The 25,461-nt window shown below is 53.6% G+C and carries 28 protein-coding genes, 1 tRNA gene and 1 riboswitch; of the genes, 12 read left to right on the forward strand and 17 right to left on the reverse strand.

Translation table 11 applies throughout. The features are described from left to right. Positions 1-20: 20 nt before the first annotated feature. On the forward strand, positions 21-473 hold the full coding sequence (gene matP, locus C0560_RS07555) for a macrodomain Ter protein MatP (RefSeq protein ID WP_100780685.1): 453 nt from the start codon (positions 21-23) through the stop codon (positions 471-473). A 63-nt stretch (positions 474-536) separates the two neighbouring features. Here the strand turns inward: matP and ompA are convergent, their stop codons facing one another. Together ompA and sulA are read right to left on the reverse strand one after the other, a co-directional pair. Next, complete coding sequence (gene ompA / locus C0560_RS07560; protein WP_107703919.1) at positions 537-1,592, reverse strand: porin OmpA; 1,056 nt, start codon at positions 1,590-1,592, stop codon at positions 537-539. Between the two features lie 356 nt (positions 1,593-1,948). After that, a complete protein-coding gene (sulA, locus tag C0560_RS07565) occupies positions 1,949-2,458 on the reverse strand; it encodes an SOS-induced cell division inhibitor SulA (RefSeq protein WP_181827581.1) in 510 nt (169 codons plus the stop codon). Between the two features lie 218 nt (positions 2,459-2,676). Here sulA and C0560_RS07570 point away from each other — a divergent pair, with 218 nt between their 5' ends. Beyond that, the gene (locus C0560_RS07570; RefSeq protein WP_248859929.1) at positions 2,677-3,303 is read left to right on the forward strand and encodes a TfoX/Sxy family DNA transformation protein; all 627 of its coding nucleotides are present in this window, start codon (positions 2,677-2,679) and stop codon (positions 3,301-3,303) included. Here C0560_RS07570 and yccS read toward each other — a convergent pair. After that, entirely contained in the window at positions 3,260-5,422 is a 2,163-nt protein-coding gene (gene yccS, locus C0560_RS07575; protein WP_248859931.1) for a YccS family putative transporter, read from the reverse strand. The two genes, C0560_RS07570 and yccS, sit on opposite strands and share 44 nt — an antisense overlap. Before the next feature lie 19 nt (positions 5,423-5,441). After that, entirely contained in the window at positions 5,442-5,888 is a 447-nt protein-coding gene (locus C0560_RS07580) for a YccF domain-containing protein (RefSeq protein WP_100780681.1), read from the reverse strand. Between the two features lie 123 nt (positions 5,889-6,011). Between C0560_RS07580 and helD the strand changes: the two genes are divergently transcribed. Then, complete coding sequence (helD, locus tag C0560_RS07585) at positions 6,012-8,066, forward strand: DNA helicase IV (RefSeq protein WP_248859933.1); 2,055 nt, start codon at positions 6,012-6,014, stop codon at positions 8,064-8,066. Positions 8,067-8,108: 42 nt separating this feature from the next. Here the strand turns inward: helD and mgsA are convergent, their stop codons facing one another. Then, positions 8,109-8,567 (reverse strand): methylglyoxal synthase, encoded by a 459-nt coding sequence (gene mgsA, locus C0560_RS07590; protein ID WP_100780679.1) that lies wholly within the window; start codon positions 8,565-8,567, stop codon positions 8,109-8,111. A gap of 87 nt (positions 8,568-8,654) precedes the next feature. Continuing rightward, positions 8,655-9,317 carry a DUF2057 family protein gene (locus tag C0560_RS07595; protein WP_100780678.1) on the reverse strand — a complete coding sequence of 221 codons (663 nt, stop codon included), beginning with the start codon at positions 9,315-9,317 and terminating at the stop codon, positions 8,655-8,657. A gap of 173 nt (positions 9,318-9,490) precedes the next feature. Here C0560_RS07595 and C0560_RS07600 point away from each other — a divergent pair, with 173 nt between their 5' ends. After that, positions 9,491-9,904, forward strand: coding sequence for a CoA-binding protein (locus C0560_RS07600; protein WP_181827584.1), 414 nt, complete (start codon positions 9,491-9,493; stop codon positions 9,902-9,904). Positions 9,905-9,939: 35 nt separating this feature from the next. On the opposite strand, the gene hspQ is transcribed toward C0560_RS07600, so the two are convergent. Both hspQ and rlmI read right to left on the reverse strand, forming a co-directional pair. Beyond that, a complete protein-coding gene (hspQ, locus tag C0560_RS07605) occupies positions 9,940-10,257 on the reverse strand; it encodes a heat shock protein HspQ (protein ID WP_100780676.1) in 318 nt (105 codons plus the stop codon). A 60-nt stretch (positions 10,258-10,317) separates the two neighbouring features. Continuing rightward, entirely contained in the window at positions 10,318-11,508 is a 1,191-nt protein-coding gene (gene rlmI, locus C0560_RS07610) for a 23S rRNA (cytosine(1962)-C(5))-methyltransferase RlmI (RefSeq protein ID WP_100780675.1), read from the reverse strand. 94 nt (positions 11,509-11,602) lie between these two features. Between rlmI and yccX the strand changes: the two genes are divergently transcribed. Next, a complete protein-coding gene (gene yccX, locus C0560_RS07615) occupies positions 11,603-11,884 on the forward strand; it encodes an acylphosphatase (protein WP_100780674.1) in 282 nt (93 codons plus the stop codon). On the opposite strand, the gene tusE is transcribed toward yccX, so the two are convergent. Further along, positions 11,881-12,210, reverse strand: a complete 330-nt coding sequence (gene tusE, locus C0560_RS07620) for a sulfurtransferase TusE (RefSeq protein WP_248860260.1) — start codon at positions 12,208-12,210, stop codon at positions 11,881-11,883. The two genes, yccX and tusE, sit on opposite strands and share 4 nt — an antisense overlap. Positions 12,211-12,297: 87 nt before the next feature. Then, positions 12,298-12,957, reverse strand: a complete 660-nt coding sequence (gene yccA / locus C0560_RS07625) for an FtsH protease modulator YccA (protein WP_100780672.1) — start codon at positions 12,955-12,957, stop codon at positions 12,298-12,300. A 266-nt stretch (positions 12,958-13,223) separates the two neighbouring features. Between yccA and C0560_RS07630 the strand changes: the two genes are divergently transcribed. Together C0560_RS07630 and C0560_RS07635 are read left to right on the forward strand one after the other, a co-directional pair. Next, positions 13,224-14,852, forward strand: coding sequence for an ABC transporter substrate-binding protein (locus C0560_RS07630; protein WP_248859935.1), 1,629 nt, complete (start codon positions 13,224-13,226; stop codon positions 14,850-14,852). Between the two features lie 145 nt (positions 14,853-14,997). After that, positions 14,998-15,085, forward strand: a tRNA-Ser gene (locus C0560_RS07635). Between the two features lie 259 nt (positions 15,086-15,344). Here C0560_RS07635 and C0560_RS07640 read toward each other — a convergent pair. Continuing rightward, positions 15,345-16,346 (reverse strand): magnesium transporter, encoded by a 1,002-nt coding sequence (locus C0560_RS07640; protein WP_102105583.1) that lies wholly within the window; start codon positions 16,344-16,346, stop codon positions 15,345-15,347. 60 nt (positions 16,347-16,406) lie between these two features. Beyond that, positions 16,407-16,576: riboswitch (M-box (ykoK) riboswitch) on the reverse strand. A gap of 158 nt (positions 16,577-16,734) precedes the next feature. Here C0560_RS07640 and C0560_RS07645 point away from each other — a divergent pair. Further along, positions 16,735-17,256, forward strand: coding sequence for a DedA family protein (locus C0560_RS07645; RefSeq protein ID WP_248859937.1), 522 nt, complete (start codon positions 16,735-16,737; stop codon positions 17,254-17,256). A gap of 41 nt (positions 17,257-17,297) precedes the next feature. On the opposite strand, the gene dgcJ is transcribed toward C0560_RS07645, so the two are convergent. Both dgcJ and C0560_RS07655 read right to left on the reverse strand, forming a co-directional pair. Continuing rightward, positions 17,298-18,815, reverse strand: coding sequence for a diguanylate cyclase DgcJ (gene dgcJ / locus C0560_RS07650; protein WP_248859938.1), 1,518 nt, complete (start codon positions 18,813-18,815; stop codon positions 17,298-17,300). 146 nt (positions 18,816-18,961) lie between these two features. Next, a complete protein-coding gene (locus C0560_RS07655; protein WP_248859939.1) occupies positions 18,962-19,711 on the reverse strand; it encodes an SDR family oxidoreductase in 750 nt (249 codons plus the stop codon). Positions 19,712-19,811: 100 nt separating this feature from the next. Here C0560_RS07655 and C0560_RS07660 point away from each other — a divergent pair, with 100 nt between their 5' ends. Further along, positions 19,812-20,171: a helix-turn-helix domain-containing protein gene (locus tag C0560_RS07660; RefSeq protein ID WP_100780665.1), complete on the forward strand. Its 360-nt coding sequence runs from the start codon at positions 19,812-19,814 to the stop codon at positions 20,169-20,171. Position 20,172: 1 nt separating this feature from the next. Here C0560_RS07660 and C0560_RS07665 read toward each other — a convergent pair whose 3' ends face one another. Both C0560_RS07665 and C0560_RS07670 read right to left on the reverse strand, forming a co-directional pair. Further along, positions 20,173-20,967 (reverse strand): SDR family oxidoreductase, encoded by a 795-nt coding sequence (locus C0560_RS07665; protein ID WP_248859940.1) that lies wholly within the window; start codon positions 20,965-20,967, stop codon positions 20,173-20,175. A 158-nt stretch (positions 20,968-21,125) separates the two neighbouring features. After that, entirely contained in the window at positions 21,126-21,566 is a 441-nt protein-coding gene (locus C0560_RS07670) for a helix-turn-helix domain-containing protein (protein WP_248859941.1), read from the reverse strand. Between the two features lie 148 nt (positions 21,567-21,714). Between C0560_RS07670 and agp the strand changes: the two genes are divergently transcribed. After that, a complete protein-coding gene (gene agp, locus C0560_RS07675) occupies positions 21,715-22,956 on the forward strand; it encodes a bifunctional glucose-1-phosphatase/inositol phosphatase (protein ID WP_248859942.1) in 1,242 nt (413 codons plus the stop codon). A 33-nt stretch (positions 22,957-22,989) separates the two neighbouring features. On the opposite strand, the gene C0560_RS07680 is transcribed toward agp, so the two are convergent. Both C0560_RS07680 and wrbA read right to left on the reverse strand, forming a co-directional pair. After that, complete coding sequence (locus tag C0560_RS07680) at positions 22,990-23,217, reverse strand: YccJ family protein (protein WP_100780661.1); 228 nt, start codon at positions 23,215-23,217, stop codon at positions 22,990-22,992. Positions 23,218-23,236: 19 nt separating this feature from the next. Continuing rightward, positions 23,237-23,833, reverse strand: coding sequence for an NAD(P)H:quinone oxidoreductase (gene wrbA, locus C0560_RS07685; protein ID WP_100780660.1), 597 nt, complete (start codon positions 23,831-23,833; stop codon positions 23,237-23,239). A 391-nt stretch (positions 23,834-24,224) separates the two neighbouring features. Here wrbA and C0560_RS07690 point away from each other — a divergent pair, with 391 nt between their 5' ends. Then, positions 24,225-24,401 (forward strand): general stress protein, encoded by a 177-nt coding sequence (locus tag C0560_RS07690; protein WP_100780659.1) that lies wholly within the window; start codon positions 24,225-24,227, stop codon positions 24,399-24,401. 138 nt (positions 24,402-24,539) lie between these two features. Next, positions 24,540-25,445 (forward strand): DMT family transporter, encoded by a 906-nt coding sequence (locus tag C0560_RS07695; protein ID WP_102105576.1) that lies wholly within the window; start codon positions 24,540-24,542, stop codon positions 25,443-25,445. Positions 25,446-25,461: the final 16 nt, after the last annotated feature.

Raw genomic sequence — 25,461 nt, forward strand, 5'->3', positions numbered from 1 at the left:
GAGGTAACACTGAGATCGCGATGAAATATCAACAACTGGAAAATCTCGAAAGCGGCTGGAAATGGAAGTATCTGGTCAAAAAGCATCGAGAAGGCGAGCTGATCACCTGCTACATCGAAGCCAGTGCTGCAAAAGAAGCGGTAGATTTATTGCTGACCCTCGAAAATGAGCCGGTGCAGGTCAACGGCTGGATCGAGAAACACATCAATCCTGCTCTGCTAAACCGCATGAAGCAGACCATTCGTGCGCGCCGCAAACGCCATTTCAACGCGGAGCATCAGCACACGCGTAAGAAGTCTATCGACCTGGAGTTTATGGTCTGGCAGCGATTAGCGGGGCTTGCTCAACGGCGCGGGAAAACCTTATCGGAAACGATCGTCCAGCTCATTGAAGATGCGGAGCATAAAGAGAAATACGCGAGCCAGATGTCTACGCTTAAAAATGACCTTCAGGCGATGCTGGGTAAAAAATAGTTTCTCATTTTCTTTGGCCAATAAAAAACCCCGCATAGCGGGGTTTTTTTATAAGACGATAACTTATGCCGCAGGCTGAGTTACAACGTCTTTGATACCTTTAACTTCGATCTCAACGCGACGATCTGGTGCCAGGCAGTCGATCAGTGCAGCGCGAGCTTTCACGTTGTCACAGGTATTGCCAGTCACTGGGTTAGATTCGCCCATACCACGTGGGGAGATCTTGTTAGCTGGGATACCTTTAGATACCAGGTAATCAACTACAGACTGAGCACGTTTCTCGGACAGGTTCTGGTTGTATGCGTCAGAACCGATACGGTCGGTGAAGCCCAGAACAACTACAGAACCATCTTTAGGGTCGAGGTTGCTCAGCTGGGTGTACAGCTGATCCAGTGCCTGCTGACCTTCTGGTTTCAGAGTTGCTTTGTTGAAGTTGAACAGAACGTCAGACTTCAGAGTGAAGTGCTTGGTCTGTACTTCTGGAGCTGGAGCCGGAGCTGGAGCAACGATCGGAGCTGCATCTTCCTGCTGGCCGAAACGGTAGGAAACACCTACGCTCAGCATGCCGTTGTCAGGACGAACGCCAACGGTGTTACCGTCGCCGATGTTGTTAACCCACTGGTATTCCAGACGGGTAGCGATGTCACGGGTCATTGCCCACTCTACGCCACCAGCGAATACTGGAGAAACACCAGTGTCGTGGTCGTCGCCAGAACGGCTGTTGCTGGAGTCAGCGCGCCATACCATGCCGCCCAGACGAGTATAAACGTCCAGATCGTCAGTCACTGGGTAACCCAGTTTAGCGGTCAGCTGTACGCCTTGAGCTTTGAATGCGCCGTTAACGGTGTCGCCTTTGTATGGCATACGACCTAACCAGTCGTAACCCATTTCAAAGCCAACATACGGGTTAACCTGATAGCCACCAAACGCACCTGCACCGAGCTGGCTTTCGTGAGTTGGGCCATCGTTATTCAGGGAGCTGTTGTACCAGCCAGTGTCGTGGAACTGAGACCAGCCCAGTTTGCCACCTGCATACCAGGTATTATCTTTCGGAGCGGCCTGCGCTACGGTAGCGAAGCCAGCCAGTGCCACTGCAATCGCGATAGCTGTCTTTTTCATTTTTTGCGCCTCGTTATCATCCAAAAATCGCCATGAAGATCTCGTCGAGAAATCACGGTTAAATCCTTCACCGGGGGGCGAGCTCAAACTAGTAACTCTACCGATATCTTCGGCTTAGACCGAGCACCCCTGGCGATGTAAAGTCTACAACGTAGTTGAAAACTTACAAGTGTGAACTCTGTCAGGCATATGAAAAAAAAAGTTCCGTATACAAAATATTTAACATTTTTTGCGAGTATTTTATGCAGTAAAATTAACGGAAACCGCGCCAGACAAGCGTTGTCGAAGTTTTTAGTCAAGGAACTATTTGCACTTACGACTGTCAAAAAAAGTTCCAGGAATACTCTTAAATTTACTCAATGATACAAATTAGAGTGAATTTTTAGCCCGGACAGGTGTCCTCTGCCGAGAGAATCAAGACGAATTGGGCGCATAATGAACCCGATCGCATCACCTTCTTCAGCAGCTTCAGCCAGACGAAAATGCTCTTCCTCCGTCAATTCCTCTGACAACCAACCGATTACCACACTGTAATTTCCGGTGCGCAAAGCGCGAACCATCGAATCAACCGTATGACATGGCGAAACCAGGCTGCTTTGCATCATTTTGGTGAGCGGCAGGCCCGCCGACTGCACCCATTCGCGGCTCAATTTCTGCTGCGGGGTTAGCCACAGCTGCCAGCGTGACTGCTGACCAAGTTGTTGTAAAAGCGGCAATAAAAGCAGCTGCGTCATCAAGGGCTGGTCTTCGCGATATACGATTTCACTGATCAAACCGGTAGACACACGCCCGGAGGTTTTCTGCGCGCCATTACCCGCGGAAGAAGAAAAAGAGGTTAAGCGATTTGCATAGTTTGAAGTGTGCATAATCATTCCAGCCCTGTAGTTACTGTATGAATATACAGTAACCCCTGTACGTCTAAAGATCAACCTCATTTTCGGAAAGCGTCTCGCAAAATTGGTTCGATATTGGCGTGTCCTGCAAAATAATCTTGCCGAGTGACAATAAGTTTTCTATTTTCCTGCTAACGGATCCGGTAGTAAGAAAAACACATCGTTAATGTTTGATTTATATGGTGAATATCATGAAAAAGATATCTTATGAACGGATCTATAAGTCCCAGGAATACCTCTCTCCGTTGGGTGAAATCCATCATCGTGCCCTTTTCGGCGGGTATACCCTGGCGGTGAATGAAGCCGTGTTTGCGATGGTCTCTGATGGTGAGCTTTACCTGCGTGCCTGTGAACAAAGCGCTCAGTACTGTGTAAAACAGTCCTCTTCATTTTTAACCCTATTAAAACGGGGCAGGCCTGTACTGCTGAACTATTACCGGGTGGATGACGGGCTATGGCAGGACAGGGAAAGGTTATTGCAACTTTCCAGTTTTGCACTTGAAGCCGCCCGTCAGGAGCGCTCTCTACGGCATCAGAGGCGGCGACTTAAAGATTTGCCCAACCTGACGTTTCAAATTGAAGTGCTTCTCTGCGAAGCTGGCGTCACCAGTGAAACCATGCTGAGGGCGCTAGGGGCAGAGGAGTGCTGGCTGAAAATCAGGGCCAGAAATAAGAACCTGGGGATCAGAGTATTGTTTGCGCTGGCAGGGGCAATAGAAGGAACGCATGAAGCTGCGCTCCCGACGGTCAGACGCCGGGAGCTAACGGAGTGGTTTAATGCGCTTCCTTTACTCCCGGATAATCATTCCGATAGGTAGCAATCTGCTGCTGCAACCGGCAGATTTCGGGCAGAAGTGCAATGAGCAGACCGATTTGTTGGAGTATGAGTGGCGCCTTGTTATCCGAACCAGGATCGCAATGCGCAATGCGCTGGCTCAGTTCGTCTATGGCACTCTGCACGCGCGGTTCGTCTGCGGGACGATGATGGAGAGCATCGTCAACGTAGCATACCGCGTCATCCAACAGTGCGAGGATGTTTGGATCGGTTAGCTGCTCACGATGCGCGCCCAACGTTGAAATGTAACTGGTGAAGGTGTGGTTCAGACACAGCAGACGAAAGGCGACTTCCCGGATTTCTGCGGTAGCACGCGGCTCCGTTGACATGTTTGACACCACCGACGCCAGTTCTGCATCGCGGTTATGGGCATCCCGTCGGGCAATGCGATACGCCAGACGGTTATCGCGGCCCTGATGATATTGCTCAAGGATCGCATCCAGATAGCGACAGTTCGCATTCATGGCGAGATCCAGGGCGCGTGGCAGATTGCGAAAACGCCAGTCCGGCCAGATAAAACTGACCGCGGCCCAGGCAATCGCACAGCCTATCAACGTATCGATCACGCGTGGCAGAGCGACTTCAAACCCTTCGCCCAGCAGGTTAAAGCACAGCAGCACCAGAAGGGTAATAAACATGGTGGCATGGGCATACTGAACATTACGGAAGGCGAAGAACAGCACGCCCGTAATGACTATCAGGATCAGTTGCCCTTCAACGGAAGGAACAAAGTACAGCACCGGCAGGCCGATTGCGACGCCGACCAGCGTGCCGATCACGCGTAGCGCCAGTCGATGGCGGGTGGCGTTATAGTTCGGCTGGCAAACAAACAGGCTGGTGAGCAAAATCCAGTAGCCGTGATGCAGGCCGGTTATCTGAATAAAGGCGTAACCGACGCACAGCACAGCAGACATTCTCACGGCATGGCGGAACAGCGCCGATTCCGGCGTGAAGTTGCGGCTTAACCGCAGCCACATATCCGCGAAGCCGTGCGGACTGTCATCGGCAAGCTGATTTTCGACCTCACTACCCGGCACTGACAGCGCCTGCTCGGACTGAATAGTCGCAAGCTGCGCATCGATGGCGCGTAAATTGCTGAGCAAGAACCCCAGCGCTTTCATCTGTTCTGGCGATGTGCCGCTGGCCTGTACCCGGTCGAGTGCCGCATCAAGATGGCTGAAGGCACGCTCGAAGCGAGGGTCATGTTGGTAGGGGGTACGCAACAGAATCGATCGCGCAAGTTGCTGGCAGGCCTGAGACTGCATCGACAGCATCCGCTGGAAGCGGAACATCACGTCGCTATAGCGAAACTTCTCGCGCAGCGCGGCGTACTGGATATGCGATGAGCTGGCGCGCTCATGTATATCCTGGGCGACGAAGTAGTAATGCAGCGTTTGCCGCGTGCCGCGCTGGCCGCGATCGCCACGAAGACGCGTCAGCAGGGAGGCTTTAGTCTGATTCAGTGTGGTAACCAACCGGCCGTTGGCCAGCGCCAGATCGTAAAGCGGCGCCTGGCTCTCTTCTTCAATGTCAGGATCGAAGAGCCTGGATTTCAGTTCCAGGTAGTGCGCCAGCTGCTCGTAGCTGCGGGCGAGATTATCCTGCAAAGGGCGAATCGGAAAGATAAGGTGCCCGGTTAAGGTCAGCAGGTTATACCAGATTGCGCCCACCAACAGCAGCAGGGGCTGTTGGTACCACTGGTCGTAGAGGGAAACGCCCAGCATGGTATAGATCGCAATCAGCAACGCGCCAAAGGCAATGGTGGCGTAGCGCTGCCCCAGCCCGCCCAGCAAAATAAAACCGCTGGTGGAGATCATCAGCCCAAGGGCAAAAAGCCAGGGCCACGGGAAGAGCAGTTCTACAGACGCGGAGGCGATGAAAAAGCAGATCAGCGTAATCACCAGGTTACGCAGCCGCCCGGCCAGACGATCGTCCAGATCGGCCAGTGCTCCGGCTACCACTCCCAGAGTGAGAGGGATCGTGAGCTTAATCTCACCCAGCCACCACGGCACGGCAGCCGCACCGCAAAGCGCGATAAAAATCCTGACGTTATAGAGCCAGGCACTGTTCCATGTGTATCTGCGAAGCAAAGGGCTTAGCATAAAGGCGGCGTATCCTTATTTACTGAAAACGACGACGGGCATTGGCTTCACGTGCGGCCTGGGCGACTTCCACGGGAACCACGCGGCGACCGACGGGCCAGAGCGCAATCGCGGCAATCTTGAAGTTGGCGATACCGACCGGGATACCGATAATCGTAATACACTGGGTAATCCCGACCGCGATGTGCATCAGGCACAACCACCAGCCAAAGAAGATCAGCCATAAAATATTAAGCAGCGTGCCGCCCGTATTCATCAGCACACTTTTGCTGTCCGGGTTGAGTTCATCAACGTGAACCGCTTCATTTCCGTAGGGCACCAGCGAGAGTTTGGTGATCTCCCAGCACGAACGCGTCAGGGGAAGCGTGAAGATCAGCACGATGCTGACCAGAGTGGCGAAAAGCCAGGAAAGAGTGGTGGCAAAACCGCCAAGGACAAAATTCAAAATATTCAGAACGGTACGCATAAACCCTCACTTCCTTTCGATATGATTAAAGCCTGATGATTGTAACGTTTTTTTAGGCTGGAGCACCTGAAAACTGGCGGTTAAACTAATGAGCAAACTATCACTTCGTGGATCAGGCTGGACATGGAACTAAAAGCAACATCATTAGGCAAGCGCCTGGCGCAACATCCGTACGACAAGGTTGTCCTACTCAACGCCGGGGTGAAAGTTTCCGGCGAACGCCACGAATATCTTATTCCATTCAATCAGTTGCTGGCCATTCACTGCAAGCGCGGCCTGGTGTGGGGCGAGCTGGAGTTCGTCCTGCCTGCCGATAAAGTCGTGCGTCTGCACGGTACGGAATGGGCTGAAACTCAGCGCTTTCATCATCATCTGAATTCTCTCTGGCAGCAGTGGAGCACAGAGATGAGCCTGGTGGCTGAGCAGGTATTGCAGCAGGTTTTGGCGGATATCGCGGAGAGTCAGGAGCAAAAAAAATGGCTGACCCGCGCCCAGACGGCGGGGATGCAGCAGCGCATTCAGCAGGCGCTGACCGCGCTGCCACTGCCTGTTTCTCGTCTTGATGAGTTTGAAAACTGCCGCGAGCCGTGGCGCAAATGTAAAGCATGGCTGACGGATATCGATCGAAGCCGACTGGCGCACAACCAGGCCTGGACGGATGAGATGCTGGCCCAGCACGCTGAGTTTTTCAAAAATATCGAATCGTCGCCGTTAAATCCGGCTCAGGCGCGTGCGGTGGTGAACGGAGAGCACTCGCTGCTGGTGCTTGCGGGTGCGGGCAGCGGTAAGACCTCTGTGCTGGTGGCGCGAGCTGGATGGTTGCTCGCCCGAGGTGAAGCAACGGCGGATCAGATTTTGCTCCTGGCCTTTGGCCGCAAGGCGGCGCAGGAGATGGACGAGCGCATTCAGGAACGTTTGCACACGCGTGATATCAGCGCGCGAACCTTCCATGCGCTGGCGCTGTATATTATCCAGCAGGGCAGCAAAAAAGTGCCGGTTATCAGTCAGCTGGAAAACGACACCCAGGCCAGGCTGTCGCTGTTTGTCACCACATGGCAGCAGCAATGCAGTGAGAAAAAGGCGCAGGCAAAAGGGTGGCGGCAGTGGCTGGAAGAAGAGTTGAACTGGACTGTGCCGGAAGGCAGTTTCTGGCAGGATGAGAAACTGGCGCGCCGTCTCGGTTCGCGCCTCGATCGCTGGGTGAGCCTGATGCGCATGCACGGTGGCTCACAAGCGGAGATGATTGAGAATGCGCCAGAAGAGGTGCGGGCCCTGTTTTCCAAACGCGTCAAACTGCTAGCCCCGCTTCTCAAAGCCTGGAAATCAGCGCTGAAAGAAGAGAATGCTGTGGATTTCTCGGGGTTAATTCATCAGGCAATTATCATCCTCGAAAAGGGGCGTTTCGTGAGTCCGTGGAAGCATATTCTGGTGGACGAGTTTCAGGATATCTCCCCACAGCGTGCGGCGCTGCTGGCGGCGCTGCGCGCGCAAAACAAACACACCTCACTCTTCGCGGTGGGCGATGACTGGCAGGCAATTTACCGCTTTAGCGGCGCGCAGCTGTCGCTGACCACGGCGTTCCACCACTATTTTGGCGAGGGTGACCGCAGCGATCTCGACACCACGTACCGTTTTAACTCGCGCATCGGCGAAATCGCCAACCGCTTTATTCAGCAGAACCCCCATCAGCTGGTGAAACCCCTGAACAGTCTCTCCGCCGGGGATAAAAAAGCGGTGACGCTGTTGCCCCAGGATCAGCTGGAACCCTTGCTTGATAAGATGAGTGGGTATGTCAAAGCCGAGGAGCGGATTTTGGTGCTGGCGCGTTATCACCATCTGAAACCGGCGATCCTCGAGAAAGCCGCCACGCGCTGGCCTAAGCTCACGCTCGATTTCATGACCATTCATGCCAGCAAAGGGCAACAGGCAGATTACGTGATTGTACTGGGGCTGCAGGAGGGGAGTGACGGCTTCCCGGCACCGGCTCGGGAATCGGTGATGGAGCAGGCGCTGCTGCCTGTGGTAGAGGATTTCCCGGATGCAGAAGAGCGACGTCTTCTGTATGTGGCCATCACGCGCGCACGGCATCGCGTCTGGCTGTTGTTTAACAAAGACGAACCCTCACGCTTCGTGGAGATCCTGAAGAATATCGATGTGCCGGTGGCGAAGAAGCCTTAAGGGTAAAAGCCGGGACAGGCGGAGCCGCCGCCCGGCAAACACTTACTTCAAGCGCTCAGCCAGATAGCGCGGATAATCCGGAATCAGGATCTCAATCGGCGCGTTGAACTGCGGTGACTCAATAATAAAGTCCGCAGTAGAGAGGTTAGTGGCGACCGGGATATTCCAGACGGTTGCCAGGCGCAGCAAGGCCTTCACATCCGGATCGTGCGGCACCGCGTTCAGCGGGTCCCAGAAGAAAATCAGCACATCAATTTTCCCTTCCGAAATCTGCGCGCCCACCTGCTGGTCGCCACCCATCGGGCCGCTCAGCATGGCGTTCACGTTTAATCCTGTTTCACGTTGGATCAGATTGCCGGTGGTGCCCGTTGCCGAAAGGGTGTGCTTTTCAAGCAGGGCCTGGTGGCGCTGAACCCAGTTCAGCAGCATTTTTTTGCAGTGATCGTGCGCGACCAGAGCAATGTGTTTGCGCTCTGGCAGGGTACGTGTCGTCAGTTCCATAATCTCTTTCCGTCAGGTTCAGGTTAACTGGCTACACGATGACGGGAACCGCCTGAGGCTGCAAGAGAAAGGGCAAAAAAATGCGGCTTAAGACGAAGGTTGTTGCTTTGCCCACTGTAAAAATCGCGTGCGGGTGTCGGGATCGGCCTGCTGGAACCAAAATTTGAGACGCTGCTCGGTAAGCGTCTGCGACTGCGGCGGAATCACGTCCAGCTCCGAAACACCGGACAGCAGCGTGCTGTCATCCGCCATCATGGTTGCAAATTTCGGCAACGACGCCGTTTTACCCGCTTTGTTATAGCGCTCCGTATCCGCTTCGTAATCCAGCCCCTTCGGCGTTTTGGTGAGGGCGAGAATATCCAGTTTCACCGGAATGGGCATCGCATCGCCGTCGAGTAATTCCAGTTTCGGTGCGGCCTCAAAAGCGTCGGACTCTTTTTCCGTTTCCAGCCGCGGTAGATTAAAATTAACCTGACTGATCTTCTGCGTGTTGAAGCTCACCACCAGCGGCGGGGAGATATAGAGACGTTGTTCGTGGTTGGAGAGGCGAATGTTTTTTTCGACGCGAAAGACGATCTGGTGCGGCCCGTTATCCAGCTCAATGCTGTCGGCACCGCGCAGGAGCGAACTGGACACTTTTTTACCGTCCAGCACCAGCAGATCGATGTCGGTAGATAATCGCAGCGTCGTGGCATATACGCAGACCGGCATCAATAATGCAATCACAGCAGAGGCAATGCCGGTCTTCATAGGATGCTCCTGTCGAAAAGTCTTTCGTCGTAATAATGTATCTAAATTTTTCGATAAACACGTTTACTAACATATAGACATATTCCCGGGTTTTGCCCTCATACAGATGTATGGGATGAATGGTTGCCTGATGTGCTTTGACGTACACTTAAAAAAAAGCCAGGAGAAACATTATGAAAGAGAACGATATTGTCAGCATTCTGACCTCGACCCATACCATTGCGCTGGTGGGCGCCAGTGATAAACCCGATCGCCCGAGCTATCGGGTGATGAAATATCTTCTCGACCAGGGCTATCACGTCATCCCTGTTTCACCAAAAGTCGCGGGTAAAACTCTGCTGGGGCAGCAGGGGTACGCCACCCTTGCGGATGTGCCTGAAAAGGTGGACATGGTGGATGTGTTCCGTAACTCCGAGGCGGCCTGGGGTGTGGCGCAAGAGGCGATTGCCATTGGCGCGAAAACCCTGTGGATGCAGCTGGGCGTAATTAACGAACAGGCGGCCGTGCTGGCGCGCGATGCGGGATTAAACGTGGTGATGGATCGCTGCCCGGCGATCGATATTCCGCGTCTGGGTCTGGCGAAGTAATAAAAAAAGCCCGAGCGATTCGGGCTTTTTTCAGGTTAGTTCCGCAGGCGCGGGGCCTGGAGCTGTTTGCGGATGGTCTGGGCCAGTTCATCCATTGAAGGCTGCTCCGGATGTTCCTTTTGCAGTTCACTGCTTAACTGCGCTTCGGCGAGATAAGTGTGAACCGGCTGGCCATCGTCGTCTTCCATGACCACATGGTACCAGGGTGCGGCGCGAAGCTCGGCGTTTACCGCCAGCTCATCCGCTGACGGTTCATCAAGGGAGTATTCCGGGTCAATATCCACCACCACACCCAGATACCCTAACAGGGAGTGGCGCACCTGCTGGCCGATACCGTATTTGCTGGCAATCATAGTCACCTCCCGGGAAATGTTACTTACATCAGATGTATGGGCAACATTCCACTTTTCAAGCTACATGACGCGACAGGCAAACCCTTTCAGATACAGCCCTTCCGGGTAGGTAGCGATCACCGGATGATCGGCCGCCTGACGGAACTGCTCTATAAATTGTACATCACGGCCCGCATCTACAGCGGCATCTGCGATCAGTTTCTGAAATAAATCGGTGGTCATCAGGCCTGAGCAGGAGAAGGTCAGCAAAATGCCGCCTGGATTGAGCAGCTGAATGGCAAGCATGTTGATGTCTTTATAGCCACGGCAGGCGCCCATCAGCTGGCTTTTGTTTTCCACGAACTTCGGCGGGTCCATCACGATGACATCGAATTTCTCCCCCTGATCGCGGTATTTGCGCAGCAGCTTGAACACGTCATCGCGGACAAATTCGGCTTTGCTCAGATCCAGCTTGTTCAGCTCAACGTTCTGTTTCGCCACGTCCAGCGCTTCCTGCGAGGTGTCGACGCTGACCACCTGGCTGCACCCGCCCATCAGTGCCGAAACGGCAAATCCGCCGGTGTAGGAGAAGCAGTTCAGCACGCGTTTATTCGCAACGTACTGACGCGTCGCCAGGCGGCTGTCGCGCTGATCGAGGTAATAGCCGGTTTTATGGCCACCCTGGATGTCGACGTACAGCTTCATACCATGTTCTTCAATAGGCAGCAGGGCAGGCGGCAGTTCACCGGTGACCGGACCTTGCGTCAGCTCCATACCCTCTTTTTTACGCACCGCGACATCGCTGCGATCGTAAATAGCGCAGTCAGGGTAAAGGCCCTGCAGGGCACTGATTAACGCGGCGCGCTGATACTCTGCGCCTGCGCTCAGGAGCTGAAGCACCAGGAAGTTGCCGAAGCGGTCGATGGTCACGCCCGGCAGACCGTCGGACTCGCCGGCAATCAGTCGATAGCTGTCCAGCCCGTCACGTTTCGCCAGCCAGTCACGCCACTCCTGCGCCTGCTGTAAACGGCGGGTGAAGAAGGCGATATCGATGGTTTCGTCTTTATCAAAGCTCCAGACACGCGCACGGATCTGTGAAGCAGGCGAGTATGCGCCGCGCGCTAACCATTTCCCCTGATGGTCAACAATATCGATGGTTTCACCGAGGCTGGCTTTCCCTTCCATGCGGGCAACGGCACCAGAAAACACCCAGGGATGACGGCGCAATAATGATTTCTCGCGCCCTTTGGCTAACACTAAACGTACACTCATAATTTGCTATTCTGTTGATTCAATGAATTGGCGGCCATTTTCCCGAGTTCAGTGGGGAAATGCAACGCGCCAGACAGGATTAAGGGGAACGATGATGTCAAAAGTCTGCACAATCGCCTGGGTTCACGGCACCGTTCAGGGCGTCGGGTTTCGCTACAGTACGCAGCGCGAAGCGTTACAGCTTGGGCTGACGGGCTATGCGCGCAATATGGATGACGGCAGCGTGGAGGTGGTGGCCTGTGGTGACGCTGAGCAAGTCGAAAAACTGGTCGCCTGGCTGAAAGCGGGCGGGCCACGCAGTGCGCGGGTTGAAAAGGTATTAACCGAGCCGCATCAACCCGGCCGCGACTATGTGGATTTCGGTATTCGCTATTAAATACACTTCACGGGCTTGGGCAAACCGGCGATTTTGGTCGCCTGTTTCGCTGGCCCTTTCGGGAACAGGCGATACAGATAGCGGCTATTGCCTTTCTCTTCGCCAAACTTGTTGGCCATCGCCTTCACCAGCATACGGATGGCGGGAGAGGTGTTGAATTCCAGATAAAAGTCGCGCACAAAGCGCACTACTTCCCAGTGCTCCGTCGTCAGGGTAATAGCCTCTTTCTCGGCAATCACCTCTGCAAGGCCTTCGCTCCACAGGCTGCTCTCTTTCAGATAGCCGTCGTTATCGGTTTCTATCTCTTTACCTTCAAAGCTCAACATAGTCATTCACACGTCAATCGAAAACCCGCGCAGTGTACCAAAAAACAAAGCCCCGCATAAGCGGGGCTTGATTCGACGCACTGTCTGTTAATCGCGGCTGGCGAAGCCCAGGATGCTCAACAGGCTGACGAAGATGTTGTACAGCGACACATACAGGCTCACGGTAGCGCGAATGTAGTTCGTTTCGCCGCCGTGAATGATGTTGCTGGTTTCATACAGGATCGCCCCGGAGGAGATCAGGATGAACACCGCGCTAATCGCCAGGTGCAGGGCAGGCAGCTGCAGGAAGATGTTTGCCACCATGCCGACCAGTACAATCACAATACCCGCCATCAGCATTCCGCCGAGGAAAGACATGTCTTTACGGGTCGTCAGGACGTAAGCGGAGCAGCAGAAGAACACCAGTGCCGTACCACCCAGCGCCATGCCAATCACATCACCCATGCCCGCAGACAGATAGGCGTTGAGGATCGGTCCCAGGATATAACCCAGGAAGCCGGTGAAAGCGAACGCAGACAGAATACCAATCGGTTTGTCAGCGGTTTTGTAGGTCAGGAACATCAGACCATACATGCCCACCAGTGTCAGAATCAGGCCCGGAGACGGCAGCATCAGCACGGTGCTGGCCGTTGCGGTAATGGCGGAAAACGCCAGGGTCAGGCTGAGCATGAAATAGGTATTGCGCAGCACTTTGTGGGTGCTGAGTAGCGATGTGCGGTCGCGTGAAGAACTAATAATACGATCCATGAGTCACTCTCTTATGACAGATGTAATTAACGGCAAGAATAAGAAAGGTCTTGCCAGTTACAAAGTGGTTTTACCCATCTTTACTCAGCACCTTAAGGCCTGTGCTGGTGCTTTGTTTCAAAGAAATCCATTTCAACAGAATGAATATCGGTTTGACGAATTTAATCAGATCAACATCTTATAGGTTACTGAAAAATATTGCCTTATTTATCTTTGAGCGTTAAGAGTGAATACGCATCGTCAAAAACCCACAATAAGGCGAAACAATGAAATCAGCATCACGCACTCACTTTACACTCTCTTTACTGACGGCAGGGATCTTGTGCGCCAGCACAATGGCCTGGGCGGCCAGTGTACCAGCAGGAACGCAGCTGGCAGAGAAACAGGAACTGGTCAGGAATAACGGCAGTGAGCCGGCATCGCTCGATCCCCACAAAGTCGAAAGCGATGTCGAATTCAATATTATCAGTGATTTGTTCGAAGGGCTGGTGAGTGTCTCACCGGCGGGGGAAATTCAGCCGCGCCTGGCAGAGAAATGGGAAAATAAAGACAACACCGTCTGGACCTTCCACTTGCGCCCTGGCATCACCTGGAGTGACGGCTCTGCGATTACCGCTCAGGATATTGTCTGGAGCTGGCAGCGTCTGGTTGATCCTAACACCGCGTCACCCTACGCCAGCTACCCTGGCAACATGCATATTGTGAATGCGACCGATATCGCGCAGGGCAAGCAAAAGCCCGACACGCTGGGCGTGAAGGCGATTAACGACACCACCCTCGAAGTGACGCTGACACAGCCGAATGCGGCGTTCCTCGCCATGCTGGCGCACCCGTCGCTGGTGCCGGTCGATAAAGTGCTGATAAGCCGCTTCGGCGACAAGTGGACCAAACCCGAGCACTTTGTCAGCAGCGGCGCGTACAAACTCTCACAGTGGGTGGTCAACGAACGCATCGTTGCTGAACGTAACCCGCGCTACTGGGATAACGCCCACACGGTGATCAATAAAGTGACGTATCTGCCGATCACCTCTGAAGCCTCGGACGTAAACCGCTACAAAGCGGGTGAGATTGATATCGTCTATACGGTGCCCATTAACCAGTTTGCCCAACTGAAGAAAACGCTGGGCGCAGAGCTGGATGTCTCCCCGCAGCTCGCCACCTATTACTACGAATTCAACACCACCCGACCGCCGTTCAACGACGTGCGGGTGCGTAAAGCGTTAAACATGGCCCTGGATAAGGACATTATTGCCGAGAAAGTATTAGGGCAGGGGCAGAGCCCGGCGTGGGTGATCAGTCAGCCGGACATCGGCGGCGTGAAACTTAAGGCGCCGGAGTACGCGAGCTGGCCAATCGACAAACGCATCGCAGAAGCGAAAAAACTGCTCAGCGAAGCGGGATTCAACGACAGCCATCCGCTCAGTTTCAATCTGCTCTATAACACGTCGGAATCCCATCAGCGTATCGCCATCGCCGCCAGCTCAATGTGGAAGAAAAATCTCGGCGTGGAAGCGAAGCTGCAAAATCAGGAGTGGAAAACCATGCTGGACACCATGCACACGCACAATTTTGATGCCGTGCGCTACGCCTGGATTGCCGACTACGATGACGCCGCGACCTTCCTGAACAATTTCCGCACCGGCGACAGCGAAAACACCAGCCAGTACAGCAACCCGGCCTATGACAAAGCGCTGGTGGATGCGGCGAAAGCGAAAACCACCGAGGAGCGCGGCAAGTTCTACCAGCAGGCGGAAGACCTGTTGGGCCAGGATGTGCCCGCTATTCCGGTGTATCACTACGTCCGTACGCATTTAATAAAGCCATGGGTGGGTGGATTTACGCCGGATAAACTGGGTTATTACTTCACGAAGGACATGTACATCAAAAAGCATTAAGGCGGGAATGGGCTATTTTGTGCTGACAAAATAGCCAATGCGTTGTTATTTCAACCGATTAACATCGTTTTGGCTATTTTTGAAGCAAACGAACACATTGATGCTTTACACGAAGTACGGAGGTGTTTATAGTGCGCCCCATACCGGAAGCGTGGCCGAGCGGTTGAAGGCACCGGTCTTGAAAACCGGCGACCCGAAAGGGTTCTAGAGTTCGAATCTCTACGCTTCCGCCAAATACGAAAAAAGGGGTTACCGAAAGGTAACCCCTTTTTTTTTGCTCTCTTTTCATCAGAATCTTCTTTGGTTCAATCCATAGCCTGTTCAGTCGTCGCCAGCAACTCACGGAAAGGAGAGTTTTAGCCCGATGAAGGGCGGGACGCTACCGATGTGGTTGAATGATGGGAATGTGGATCACTACACGACGAAAGATGTTGCGAGAGCCGGGGGCGCATTCCCGGCTCTCACGAGGCTTTTGTTCAGGCTACGCGCCGGTCACTCCAGTCCCAGCGTGTACTGCGCGATTTTGAAATAGATAATCAGGCCTGTTCCGTCGATAAAGGTGGCGATAAACGGCGCGGATACCACGGCAGGGTCGATGCCGCAGCGTTTTAGCACCATTGGGATCACTGACGAGACAATGGCGCTCCAGAGGGTGATGCACACCAGCGTCAAGCTGACGATAAGCGTAATGTCCATTCCAATGCCCATCATCCAGGCGCGCACACAGCCTGCCAGCCCGAGCGTAACGGCAATCATCACCGAGGTGGTCATCTCTTTACGCAGCACGCGTCCCAGGTCTTTCAGCCCAACCTCACCCAGCGCCATCGCACGGACCAGCGTGGAGGTAATCTGCGTGCCGCTGTTGCCGCCGGTGCCAATGAGCAACGGAATAAAGAACGCCAGGGCGATCGCGGATTCGAGAGCATCTTCAAAATGCTGAAGCACGGTGCTGGTGTAGGCCTCTGCGACGAACAGCAGCAGCAGCCATACGGCACGTTTTTTCCAAAGCTGCACGGCGCTGGTTTCGAGGTAAGGCCGCTCCAGCGGCAGCGTTGCCCCCTGGCGCTGCGCATCTTCTGTCACGTCATCTTCCAGCAAATGCGCAATTTCACGCTCGGTGAGACAACCCACCAGTTTCCCGTGGGTGACCACCGGTACCACGTCAACACCGGCATGGCTCAGCAGGGCGGCCACTTCTGCACGCTCATCGTCGGGTTTAACCTGCAAAAACTGAGAGACCATCAGCGCGCTCACGGCCTGAACGGTATTGGCTTCCTGTAATAACGTTCTGACCGAAATCATTCCAGCCAATCGGCCATTATTTTCAATAAAAATATGCGTTGGAATATCGTCATCTTTTAATTGTGCGAAGAAATGTTCACGCGCCAGCGCGACACATAATGAGGCGTCGAGGACAATAAAATCGGTATTCATATATTGCGCGATGGCGCTGTCGTTAAATGCCGGAAGTGAATTATGGATGGTGTAAGACATAGTGAATTCCCTTTGAATATAATTATCTCTCAGGGGCGAGCAAGACAGGGCATGTCGAAGAGGAGATCCCCACGTCCTGGGTTCAGCACTGTACACCGTATCCCCGAAGGGAAGTTATACTGACAAAGCCTTGATTCGACAGTGCCTGTTTTACCCTGTGTTGTTTCTCTCGAAACCACCAGAGCGATAACGTGTATTTGTACAGGAGCCTCGCCATAACGAGATCGTAGTAAAGCGGTAGGGATAATACGCCAGTTTTTAAATGCTGCTTTAAAATATCAATAATGTTGACGAACGGTTTAGGTTAAATATATTTAATCCGCGTTGAGGTTTTATTTAATTCATTTCATTTTAAATAGCAGATTCCCCTTTCTAAAGAGGCGCTGCGATGGAATGGCTCAATAATTTGCTTAATCATTTTGCACACTATCCGGCGCAACTGTTCGCCTTGCTGGCGGTAATGGCGTTCTGCAAATCAACGGTGTTTGTCTCCTCCATTCTTCCGCCCGCGTCGCTGATGTTGCTGGGTGGGATTACCGTCAGTCAGACAACGCTTTCGCCCGCGCTGGCCTGGCTTGCCGTGGTGATGGGTGCGACGTGCGGCTCAGTGTTGAATTACCATCTGGGGCAGCTTATGGGCAATACGCGGATGATGATGCGCCTGAGTGCAAAACATGCCGATCGCTTTTTACGCATCCAGCATCAGTTAGAGAAAAACAGCGTGGCAGTGTTGTTCACCGCCCGTTTTCTGGCGGTGCTGCGCTACATCGTACCGCTGGCGGCGGGGATGCTCAGAGTGAATGTCGGGAAGGTTTACGCGGTGAGCCTGATCTCTGCCGCCGTTTGGGCGGCGCTGTATGTCGGCGCGGTGATCGGCATCAGCGCCGGGTTTTCTCCCGGAGGGCTTTAGCCGTTCACGCGGATCACACGTTTTCCAGCCACATCATCCATTTACTGGCGATCTGCGTATTTGGCCCGTTTATGCTGATATAGCAGCGCGTCCGCCTTCAGCATTGCCTCCTCGAGAGTATCACCCTCGCGCATCTGGTAGCTCCCCCAGGAGAACGCCACCATTTTTTCCGTATCAATGGTCTGCAAATAACCTTGTATGCGCGCAATCATATCCCGGGAGCGATCAATATTATTGTCGATCAGAATTAAACAAAACTCATCGCCGCCGAGCCGGATTCCGTAATCGCTTTTGCGAATCGACTGAGCCAGCGCGAGCCCCAGGGACTGAATCGCCTTATCACCCATATGATGGCCTAAGGTGTCATTGATTCTTTTGAGTCCATCGCTATCGATAGCCATCACCGTGACCGGAATATTTCTCTCCACCAGTAGCTGAATTTTTTGGTTGAGTTCTGGCGTGATCACTTTGCGGTTATACAGCCCGGTTAACACATCGGTAATATTATCGCGGGAGAGTAATTTCTGACGGATAAACTGTTTGCGGGCATAGCGCAGCAGCATCACGGTAGCCAGGACGTAAAGCAGCACCAGCCAGAAAGTCAAAATCACCACGTAAATCGCATCGAGCTTAACGTGCAGGGTATAGTACTGCGTCATTTCATCTTTATAATTAATCAGATCCAGCGACCTAAGGATCGGCTTATGGAAAATGATATTCCCCCCCGTGGTATTATCCGTGACATAGAGGGAAAGGAATTTCCACAATATTGGGCGGTCAGGGGTAATAAACGATGTGGCCAGATCGTGAATATTAATGTCGGTGATCAGCAGGCCTTTTATTTTTCCATCAAAAAATACGGGCTTGATCATGCTAATAATATTTCTCCTGGTATAGGCATCTTTATAAATGTGCGTCACAATATTTTCGCCCTGGATCAGATCTTCCAGCGCGTTATCATCTATCGTAATGGTGGTCGGGTTATTTACGAGATTGATTCTTTCCCCGTCGGCCACCAGCCAGTTACCAAAGGTGTAATCAAACGTGTTCACCAGATGGTTGATGTAAATATAGTTGTTTACGAGGTCAATATAATATCGGGTGCTATTAAACGCGTAGCCCGTGTAGTTGGAAAAAGTGTATTTTGACGAGGCTACAGTCTCCGTCATATTGATGACAGGCAGGGCGGGCACATCCTGACCCCAGGCTTCGCAGGCGGTATTTCGCGTCTGAAGGGTCCCCTCCAGAAGGATGGTCGTTCTCGCCACCAGATTAAAGCCTTTGATCTCGCCAACAGTTTCAACATTCTTGCAGAGCGATTTTACTTTTTCTTTAGTATTCACGCCTGAGGCCGCTTGTTTAGAAAACGCGCGAGATAAACGATAGGCGATATCCTCATTAATAAATTCTTCATGGAAAAGGGCCGATTTCCCGTTCTCGGCAATGTAACCCATATAACCATGAAGATTCTTTACTTCATGTGAAATTAACGTTGCGAATATTGACGTTGTGCAGGCAATGATAATTATCGTTGCAGTGATATATTTACGTTGTGACAAGAAGGTTAATTCCTTTGTAATACCACCTAAGACTATTCGTAAGTATAACATTGAAACAGACTATTATTCAGCGAAGTTATATTTGAATGCTTATTAAACCAGGCGCGATATACCGGCACGAATTCCGCTATATCGCGCCTGTGAAATTACAGACTCCCGGTTCCGCCATCCACCAGCAGGTCGATCCCCACGGTATAGCTGGACTCATCGGAGGCGAGATAGAGCGCCGCTTTCGCCAGTTCCTGCGGCGTACCCATACGCCCAAGTGGGACCAGGCTTGCGATATCCCCCTGCAGTGCTTTCTGTGCCTCTGCGCTCAGCCCCAGTTTGTTCAGCGCCGGGGTTTCTACCGGACCAGGGCTTAAGCCGTTCACGCGAATACCACGTGGCAGAAGTTCCGCAGAAAGTGTCCGCGCCAGCGACAACAGACCTGCTTTACTGGCCGCGTACACGCTGCTGGTGGGTAAGCCGATCCGCGCGCTTACCGATCCGCACAGGATCACCGAAGAAGGGTTATTCAACAGCGGCAGCAGGGCCTGCACCAGAAAGAACGGGCCTTTGAGGTTAATGCCCATCAACCGATCCCACGCCTCTTCGCGCCACTCTTCCAGCAGCCCGTGCGTCACATCACCGGCGTTGATAAACACCGCATCCAGTCGCGGCCAGCGTGCGGCGAGGGTATCTGCCAGCTGTATCTGTTCCGCAATATTCCCCGCGTCGGTGGCGATCACCCAGGCGTTGTCCCCCAGCACGCGCTGGGCCTCGGCCAGAGTGTCCGGGTTACGTCCGGTCACCGCGACGTGTGCTCCTTCGGCGATGAACGCCTGTGCTGTCGCCAGACCGATGCCGCTGGTACCCCCTGTAATAAGCGTATATTTACCTGCTAAACGACCCATGGTTATCTCCTGAAATGTCACTGGAGAAAGCACTATAGAAACGTTAGTATCCAAAAGAAACTAGGTACCATTTGGATACTAATGAGGCGAAGGGTGTGCTATGGCGCAAACAGGCGAACTAACCTGCGAAAAAAATTCTGCGACGGAATCCTGTCCGATGACGCAGTTTGTGAATTTGATTTCGGGCAAATGGGCAATCCCCATTCTCTATCGTTTGATTGTGCTGAACAGCCCGGTGCGTTTTGGCGATTTGCTGCGCGCCGCCGCCCCCATCACACAAAAAGAGCTGACCAAACAGCTGCGATTATTTGAACAGCGTGGGCTGGTGTCGCGCACCATTTATCCGGAAATCCCGCCGCGGGTGGAGTATCAGATCACGGCGTTAGGGTTGACGTTACAAAGCGCGCTCTCTCCGCTGGCCGCCTGGATGCGGGAGTACGGCGACCAGCTGGAGCGCTAGTTTAACGACTGAAATAACGTGGGGCCGGGACGCCGGTGCGCGCGCTGTTGAAGAGGGCCAGACGCGCCTCTTCATAGTCCTCCCACAGCTGCACATCGTGCATTGGCGGGATAGTAATCAGTTCACCCTGCTCCAGCCCGGCCAGTGCCGCATCGACCATATTGTCGGTGGTCATCACCGATCCTTCCGGCAGATCGTTCATCGAGACACCCGAAATTTCCCAGATTTCAGTCGCGGTGGCGGCAGGTAACACGGTCTGAATCCGCACGCCGCTGTCGGCAAACTCTTCCTGCAAACCGCGCGTAAAGTTGAGCACCCACGCTTTGGTGGCGCTGTAGAGCGCGCTGCCCGCACGGGCGTGGATCGACAGCACCGAGGCGATATTGATCAGCGTACCGCGACGGTTTTCCGCCAGACGTGGAAGAACCGCGAGCGTCAAACGCATCAGCGCAGTCGTGTTGAGAGTATTGATGGCCTGATGCGAGGCGGCATCACTGGCGAGGAACGGTGCCATTTGCGCCGTGCCTGCATTATTGACCAGCGTGTCGATGGCGGTATTACTGTGCAGTACTTCCTCGACGGCGCGGATCCCCGTCTCTTGTGTCAGGTCAGCAACCAGAATCTCGACGTTAACGCCATAGCGTTCACGCAGTTGCGATGCCAGCGCGTTCAGACGATCTTCCCGGCGGGCGACCAGCACCAGGTTGATGCCCCGCGCAGCGAAACGATCGGCGTACACCGCGCCAATACCGGATGATGCCCCTGTGATCAACGCGGTCGAGTGTTGAGTTGTCATTGCGTGTTACCTCAAAGCGGAGTGAGTTAATGGTTTCAATATGAAACTGAATCAACTGTGAGATATTTGGTTTTATAATGCAACCAATTTGCGGAGATTATTTTTATTCTGCGGTCAGAAGGAGGACGAAGGTACGGCTAATGTATTGAAAATAAGGGCTAAGACAGTTTTGGGACCACCTCGTCCGGCGTCAGTTCGCGACCATCGTGCGCGATAAGCGCCAGCTTACGCAGCGGCTGACGGTGTTCGGCATCCACCAGCACGCTTCCCAGCTCGTTTTCCGCGAACAGAAATTCATTGCCCCACTGGGACAACGCCACCAGCACTGTCTGCAGGGCACGGCCTTTTTCGGTCAGGACATACTCCTGCCAGGCGCTGCCGTCGGAGGCGGGCTGCAACACCAGAATCTCTTCTTCCACCAGCAGCTTGAGGCGCGTGGCAAGCATATTTTTGGCGATGCCGAGGCTTTTCTGGAACTCCCCAAAGCGCTTCAGCCCGCGCAGGGCGTCGCGCACAATCAGCAGCGACCACCAGTCGCCGATAATATCGAGCGAACGGGCGACGGGGCAGGTACTCTCTTCAAGACGGGTTCGTTTCACAGTCACTCCTGAGGTTGATAGTTTTATTATAAAACCTTTTTTCGCCCGCGTAAAAAGAGATAACTATCAGTTTGAGAAATGGTTCCCGGAAATATGTCATCAATCTGTCACAATCACATCGACGATAATAATACGTGAGGAACAAGGGATGAGAAAAACACTACTCGCTATTGCAGTGGCTGGCACCGTAACACTGACCTCTGGCGTTCAGGCCCAACCGGCCCCGGAAGGCTATCAGTTGCAGCAGGTTTTAATCATGAGCCGCCACAACCTGCGCGCGCCGCTGGCGAATAACGGCAGCGTGCTGGAGCAGTCCACGCCGGGCAAATGGCCGGAATGGGAGGTGCCGGGCGGGCAGCTCACCACCAAAGGCGGCGTGCTCGAAGTCTATATGGGCCATTACATGCGTGAATGGCTGGCGGAGCAGGGGATGGTGACCACTGGCGAATGCCCACCGGCTGACGCGGTCTATACCTATGCCAACAGCCTGCAACGTACCGTCGCGACCGCGCAGTTCTTTATCACCGGGGCTTTCCCTGGCTGTGATGTGCCGGTGCATCATCAGGAAAAAATGGGCACCATGGACCCGACCTTTAACCCGGTGATCACCGATAATTCGCCGGAGTTCCGCGAAAAAGCGGTCAAAGCGATGGAGACCGAGCGCCAGGGCATGAAACTGGATGAGAGCTACAAGCTGCTGGAACAAATCACCCAATACACGGATTCCCCGTCCTGCAAAGAGAAAAAAGAGTGCTCTCTGACCGAGGCTAAAGACACCTTCACCGCCGATTATCAAAAAGAGCCGAGCGTCTCTGGTCCACTTAAAGTGGGCAACTCGCTGGTGGATGCCTTTACGCTGCAGTATTACGAAGGTTTCCCGCTGGATCAGGTGGCGTGGGGCGAAATCAAGACGGACCAGCAGTGGCGCGTCCTGTCACAGCTGAAAAATGGCTATCAGGATTCTCTATTCACCTCCACGGAAGTGGCGCGAAATGTCGCCAAACCGCTGGTGAAATATATCGATAAGGCACTGGTCACCGATCAGGCGAAAGCACCGAAAATCACCGTGCTGGTGGGGCATGACTCCAACATCGCATCGCTGCTGACGGCGCTGGATTTCAAACCTTATCAGCTGCCTGACCAGCACGAACGCACGCCGATTGGCGGGAAAATTGTCTTCCAGCGCTGGCATGATAAGAGTGCGAATCGTGACCTGATGAAAATTGAGTATGTCTATCAAAGCTCAGAGCAGTTGCGAAACGCCGATGTGCTGTCGCTGAAATCTCCGGCGCAGCGTGTGACGCTCGAACTGAAAGACTGTCCGGTGGATACCAACGGTTTCTGCCCGATTGATAAATTTAATACGCTGATGAACGACGCGGCGAAATAAGTAAAAACCCCCCGCTTCGGCGGGGGGCAACGGTCAGACGTTTTTACGTTCGATGGTTTGCTCGCCCCAGAAGAGCGAGTCTTTGTCTGTTTTGTCGAAGGCACGGACCAGCACTTCATCGCTCCCGTCCTCCCAGATTTTCTCCGCCAGCTTCTCGTCATATTCCGCGACTTCAAAGATCGCCTCGGCAATTTCTGGAGAGGTATTGCGTAAACTTGCCCACTCACCGACGTGATGAGCTTTGGATTGTTGAGTTGGCATGCTTGTCCTCCTGTTGAGGTTAACCGTTCAGTTTTTTCGCGAGGCCCGCGACGTGCTCACCCTGATAACGGGCGATGGCCAGCTCTTCCTGGCTTGGCTGACGCGAACCGTCGCCGCCAGCAATGGTGGTCGCCCCGTACGGTGTCCCGCCGCGCACCTGTGAAACATCAAACAATTCTTGCGCACCGTAGCCAATCGGCACAATCACCATCCCGTGATGGGCAAGGGTAGTCCAGGTGGAGGTGATCGTCTGCTCCTGGCCGCCGCCGGTCCCGGTTGAGCTAAAGACGCTGGCCAGTTTGCCGTACAGTGCGCCTGACGCCCACAGCCCACCGGTCTGATCCAGGAAGGTACGCATCTGCCCGGACATGTTGCCAAAGCGCGTTGGGGTACCAAAGATGATGGCGTCATAGTCGGCCAGCTCTTGCGGGGTTGCCTGCGGCGCATTCTGTGTTTTACCGCCCGCTTTTAGAAACGCCTCGGCGTTCATGGTTTCCGGTACGCGTTTCACCACGACCTCAACACCATCCACTTTACTTGCGCCTTCCGCCACCGCATGAGCCATGGTTTCAATGTGTCCATACATGGAATAATAGAGCACCAGAACTTTTGCCATCTTGCATCACTCCTCGATTGTGGTTTCTGGCAGCGAATCGCTGCGTTCTTTTAAAGATAAGACGCCACGGCCAGACTGCAAACCTGAAAGCCATTTCTTTGATTTATAACAAGATATCTAAGACGATTCCTTGTAGCAAAATGAAACATTTTTAAGAAATCGTGTTTCCTGAATGATAAGAGGAGCTTATTGGTCTCGCTTTCGCGATCTCACACGAATGGCTGATTTCATGTTGCAGAATATTACCGTTTACTGGCCGGATCGGCTCATTCCACTAAGCTTAGTTTCACGCGACGCAGACAAAGGTACTGACCTTGTGTCGTCAGGTGAAAGAATCCTCTTTTACTGAATGCAGTATGATGTCTAATGTTTCATATTCTGGAGGTTCGAGATGGCAAACCATCGTGGTGGGTCAGGTAATTTCGCTGAAGACCGTGACAGAGCATCAGAAGCAGGTCGTAAAGGTGGCCAGCAGAGCGGGGGCAACTTCAAGAATGACCCGCAGCGTGCATCTGAAGCTGGCAAAAAAGGGGGCAAAAACAGTCATGGGAGCAGTAATAAGAGTTAGCGTCTCCCCATTTCAGTGTCACCCAACCTGAAATATCCCCCTGCCGCCGGGTTTCCCGGCGGTTTTTTCGTTTCATGACATTGAACTGTAACCAAAGCCATCGCACACTAGCGGATTGACTCTTGTTGCAGGTAGCTCATGTCCTCCTCTCGTTACGCCTTTTCCATCAAACCCCAGGAAGCGATCCTGATTCTGATCACCATGTTCTGGGGCGGTACGTTCCTCGCGGTGCAATACGCGGTAACGCTCAGCGACCCCTTTTTCTTCGTCGGGCTGCGTTTTGCCACGGCGGCGATTGCGGTGGCGCTGATTTCACTGAAAACCCTGCGCGGTCTGACCCTGAAAGAGCTACAGGCTGGAGTGGCGATTGGCGTTGCTATCGCGATGGGCTACAGCCTGCAAACCTGGGGTTTACAGACGATTCCCAGCAGCAAATCGGCGTTTATTACCGCGATGTATGTTCCGCTGGTGCCGCTGCTGCAGTGGCTGTGTCTGGGCAGAATGCCGGGGCTGATGTCCTGCGTGGGTATTGTGCTGGCGTTTATTGGCCTGATCCTGCTTGCAGGACCGGGTGACAACCTGCTGGCGATGGGGCCGGGTGAAATCATTACGCTGATTGGCGCGGTGGCGATCGCGGCGGAAATTATTCTGATCAGCGCCTGGGCCGGAAAGGTCGACGTTAAACGCGTGACCGTCGTGCAGCTGGCGACGGCCTCAATAGTGGCCTTTATCGCGATGGTGCCTGCGGGCGAATCGGTGCCGCCGATGTCCACCGGGCTGGTGGTTGTGGCGCTCGGTCTGGGGATTTTCAGCGCCATTATTCAGGTGACAATGAACTGGGCGCAGCGCAGCGTTTCGCCCACGCGCGCAACCGTCATCTATACCGGTGAACCGGTCTGGGCCGGTATTTTTGGCCGTCTGGCGGGCGAACGCTTGCCGCTGCTGGCGCTGTTAGGTGCGGCGTTTATCGTGCTGGGTGTGCTGGTCAGTGAGTTAAAGCTAAAAAAGAGACGTCGAGAAGCGGCCGATCTGACCCTCGAATAACGCGGTATTGCACCTG

The sequence above is a fragment of the Lelliottia sp. AC1 genome, from assembly GCF_023278595.1.
In the GTDB taxonomy this organism is placed as follows: domain Bacteria; phylum Pseudomonadota; class Gammaproteobacteria; order Enterobacterales; family Enterobacteriaceae; genus Enterobacter; species Enterobacter nimipressuralis.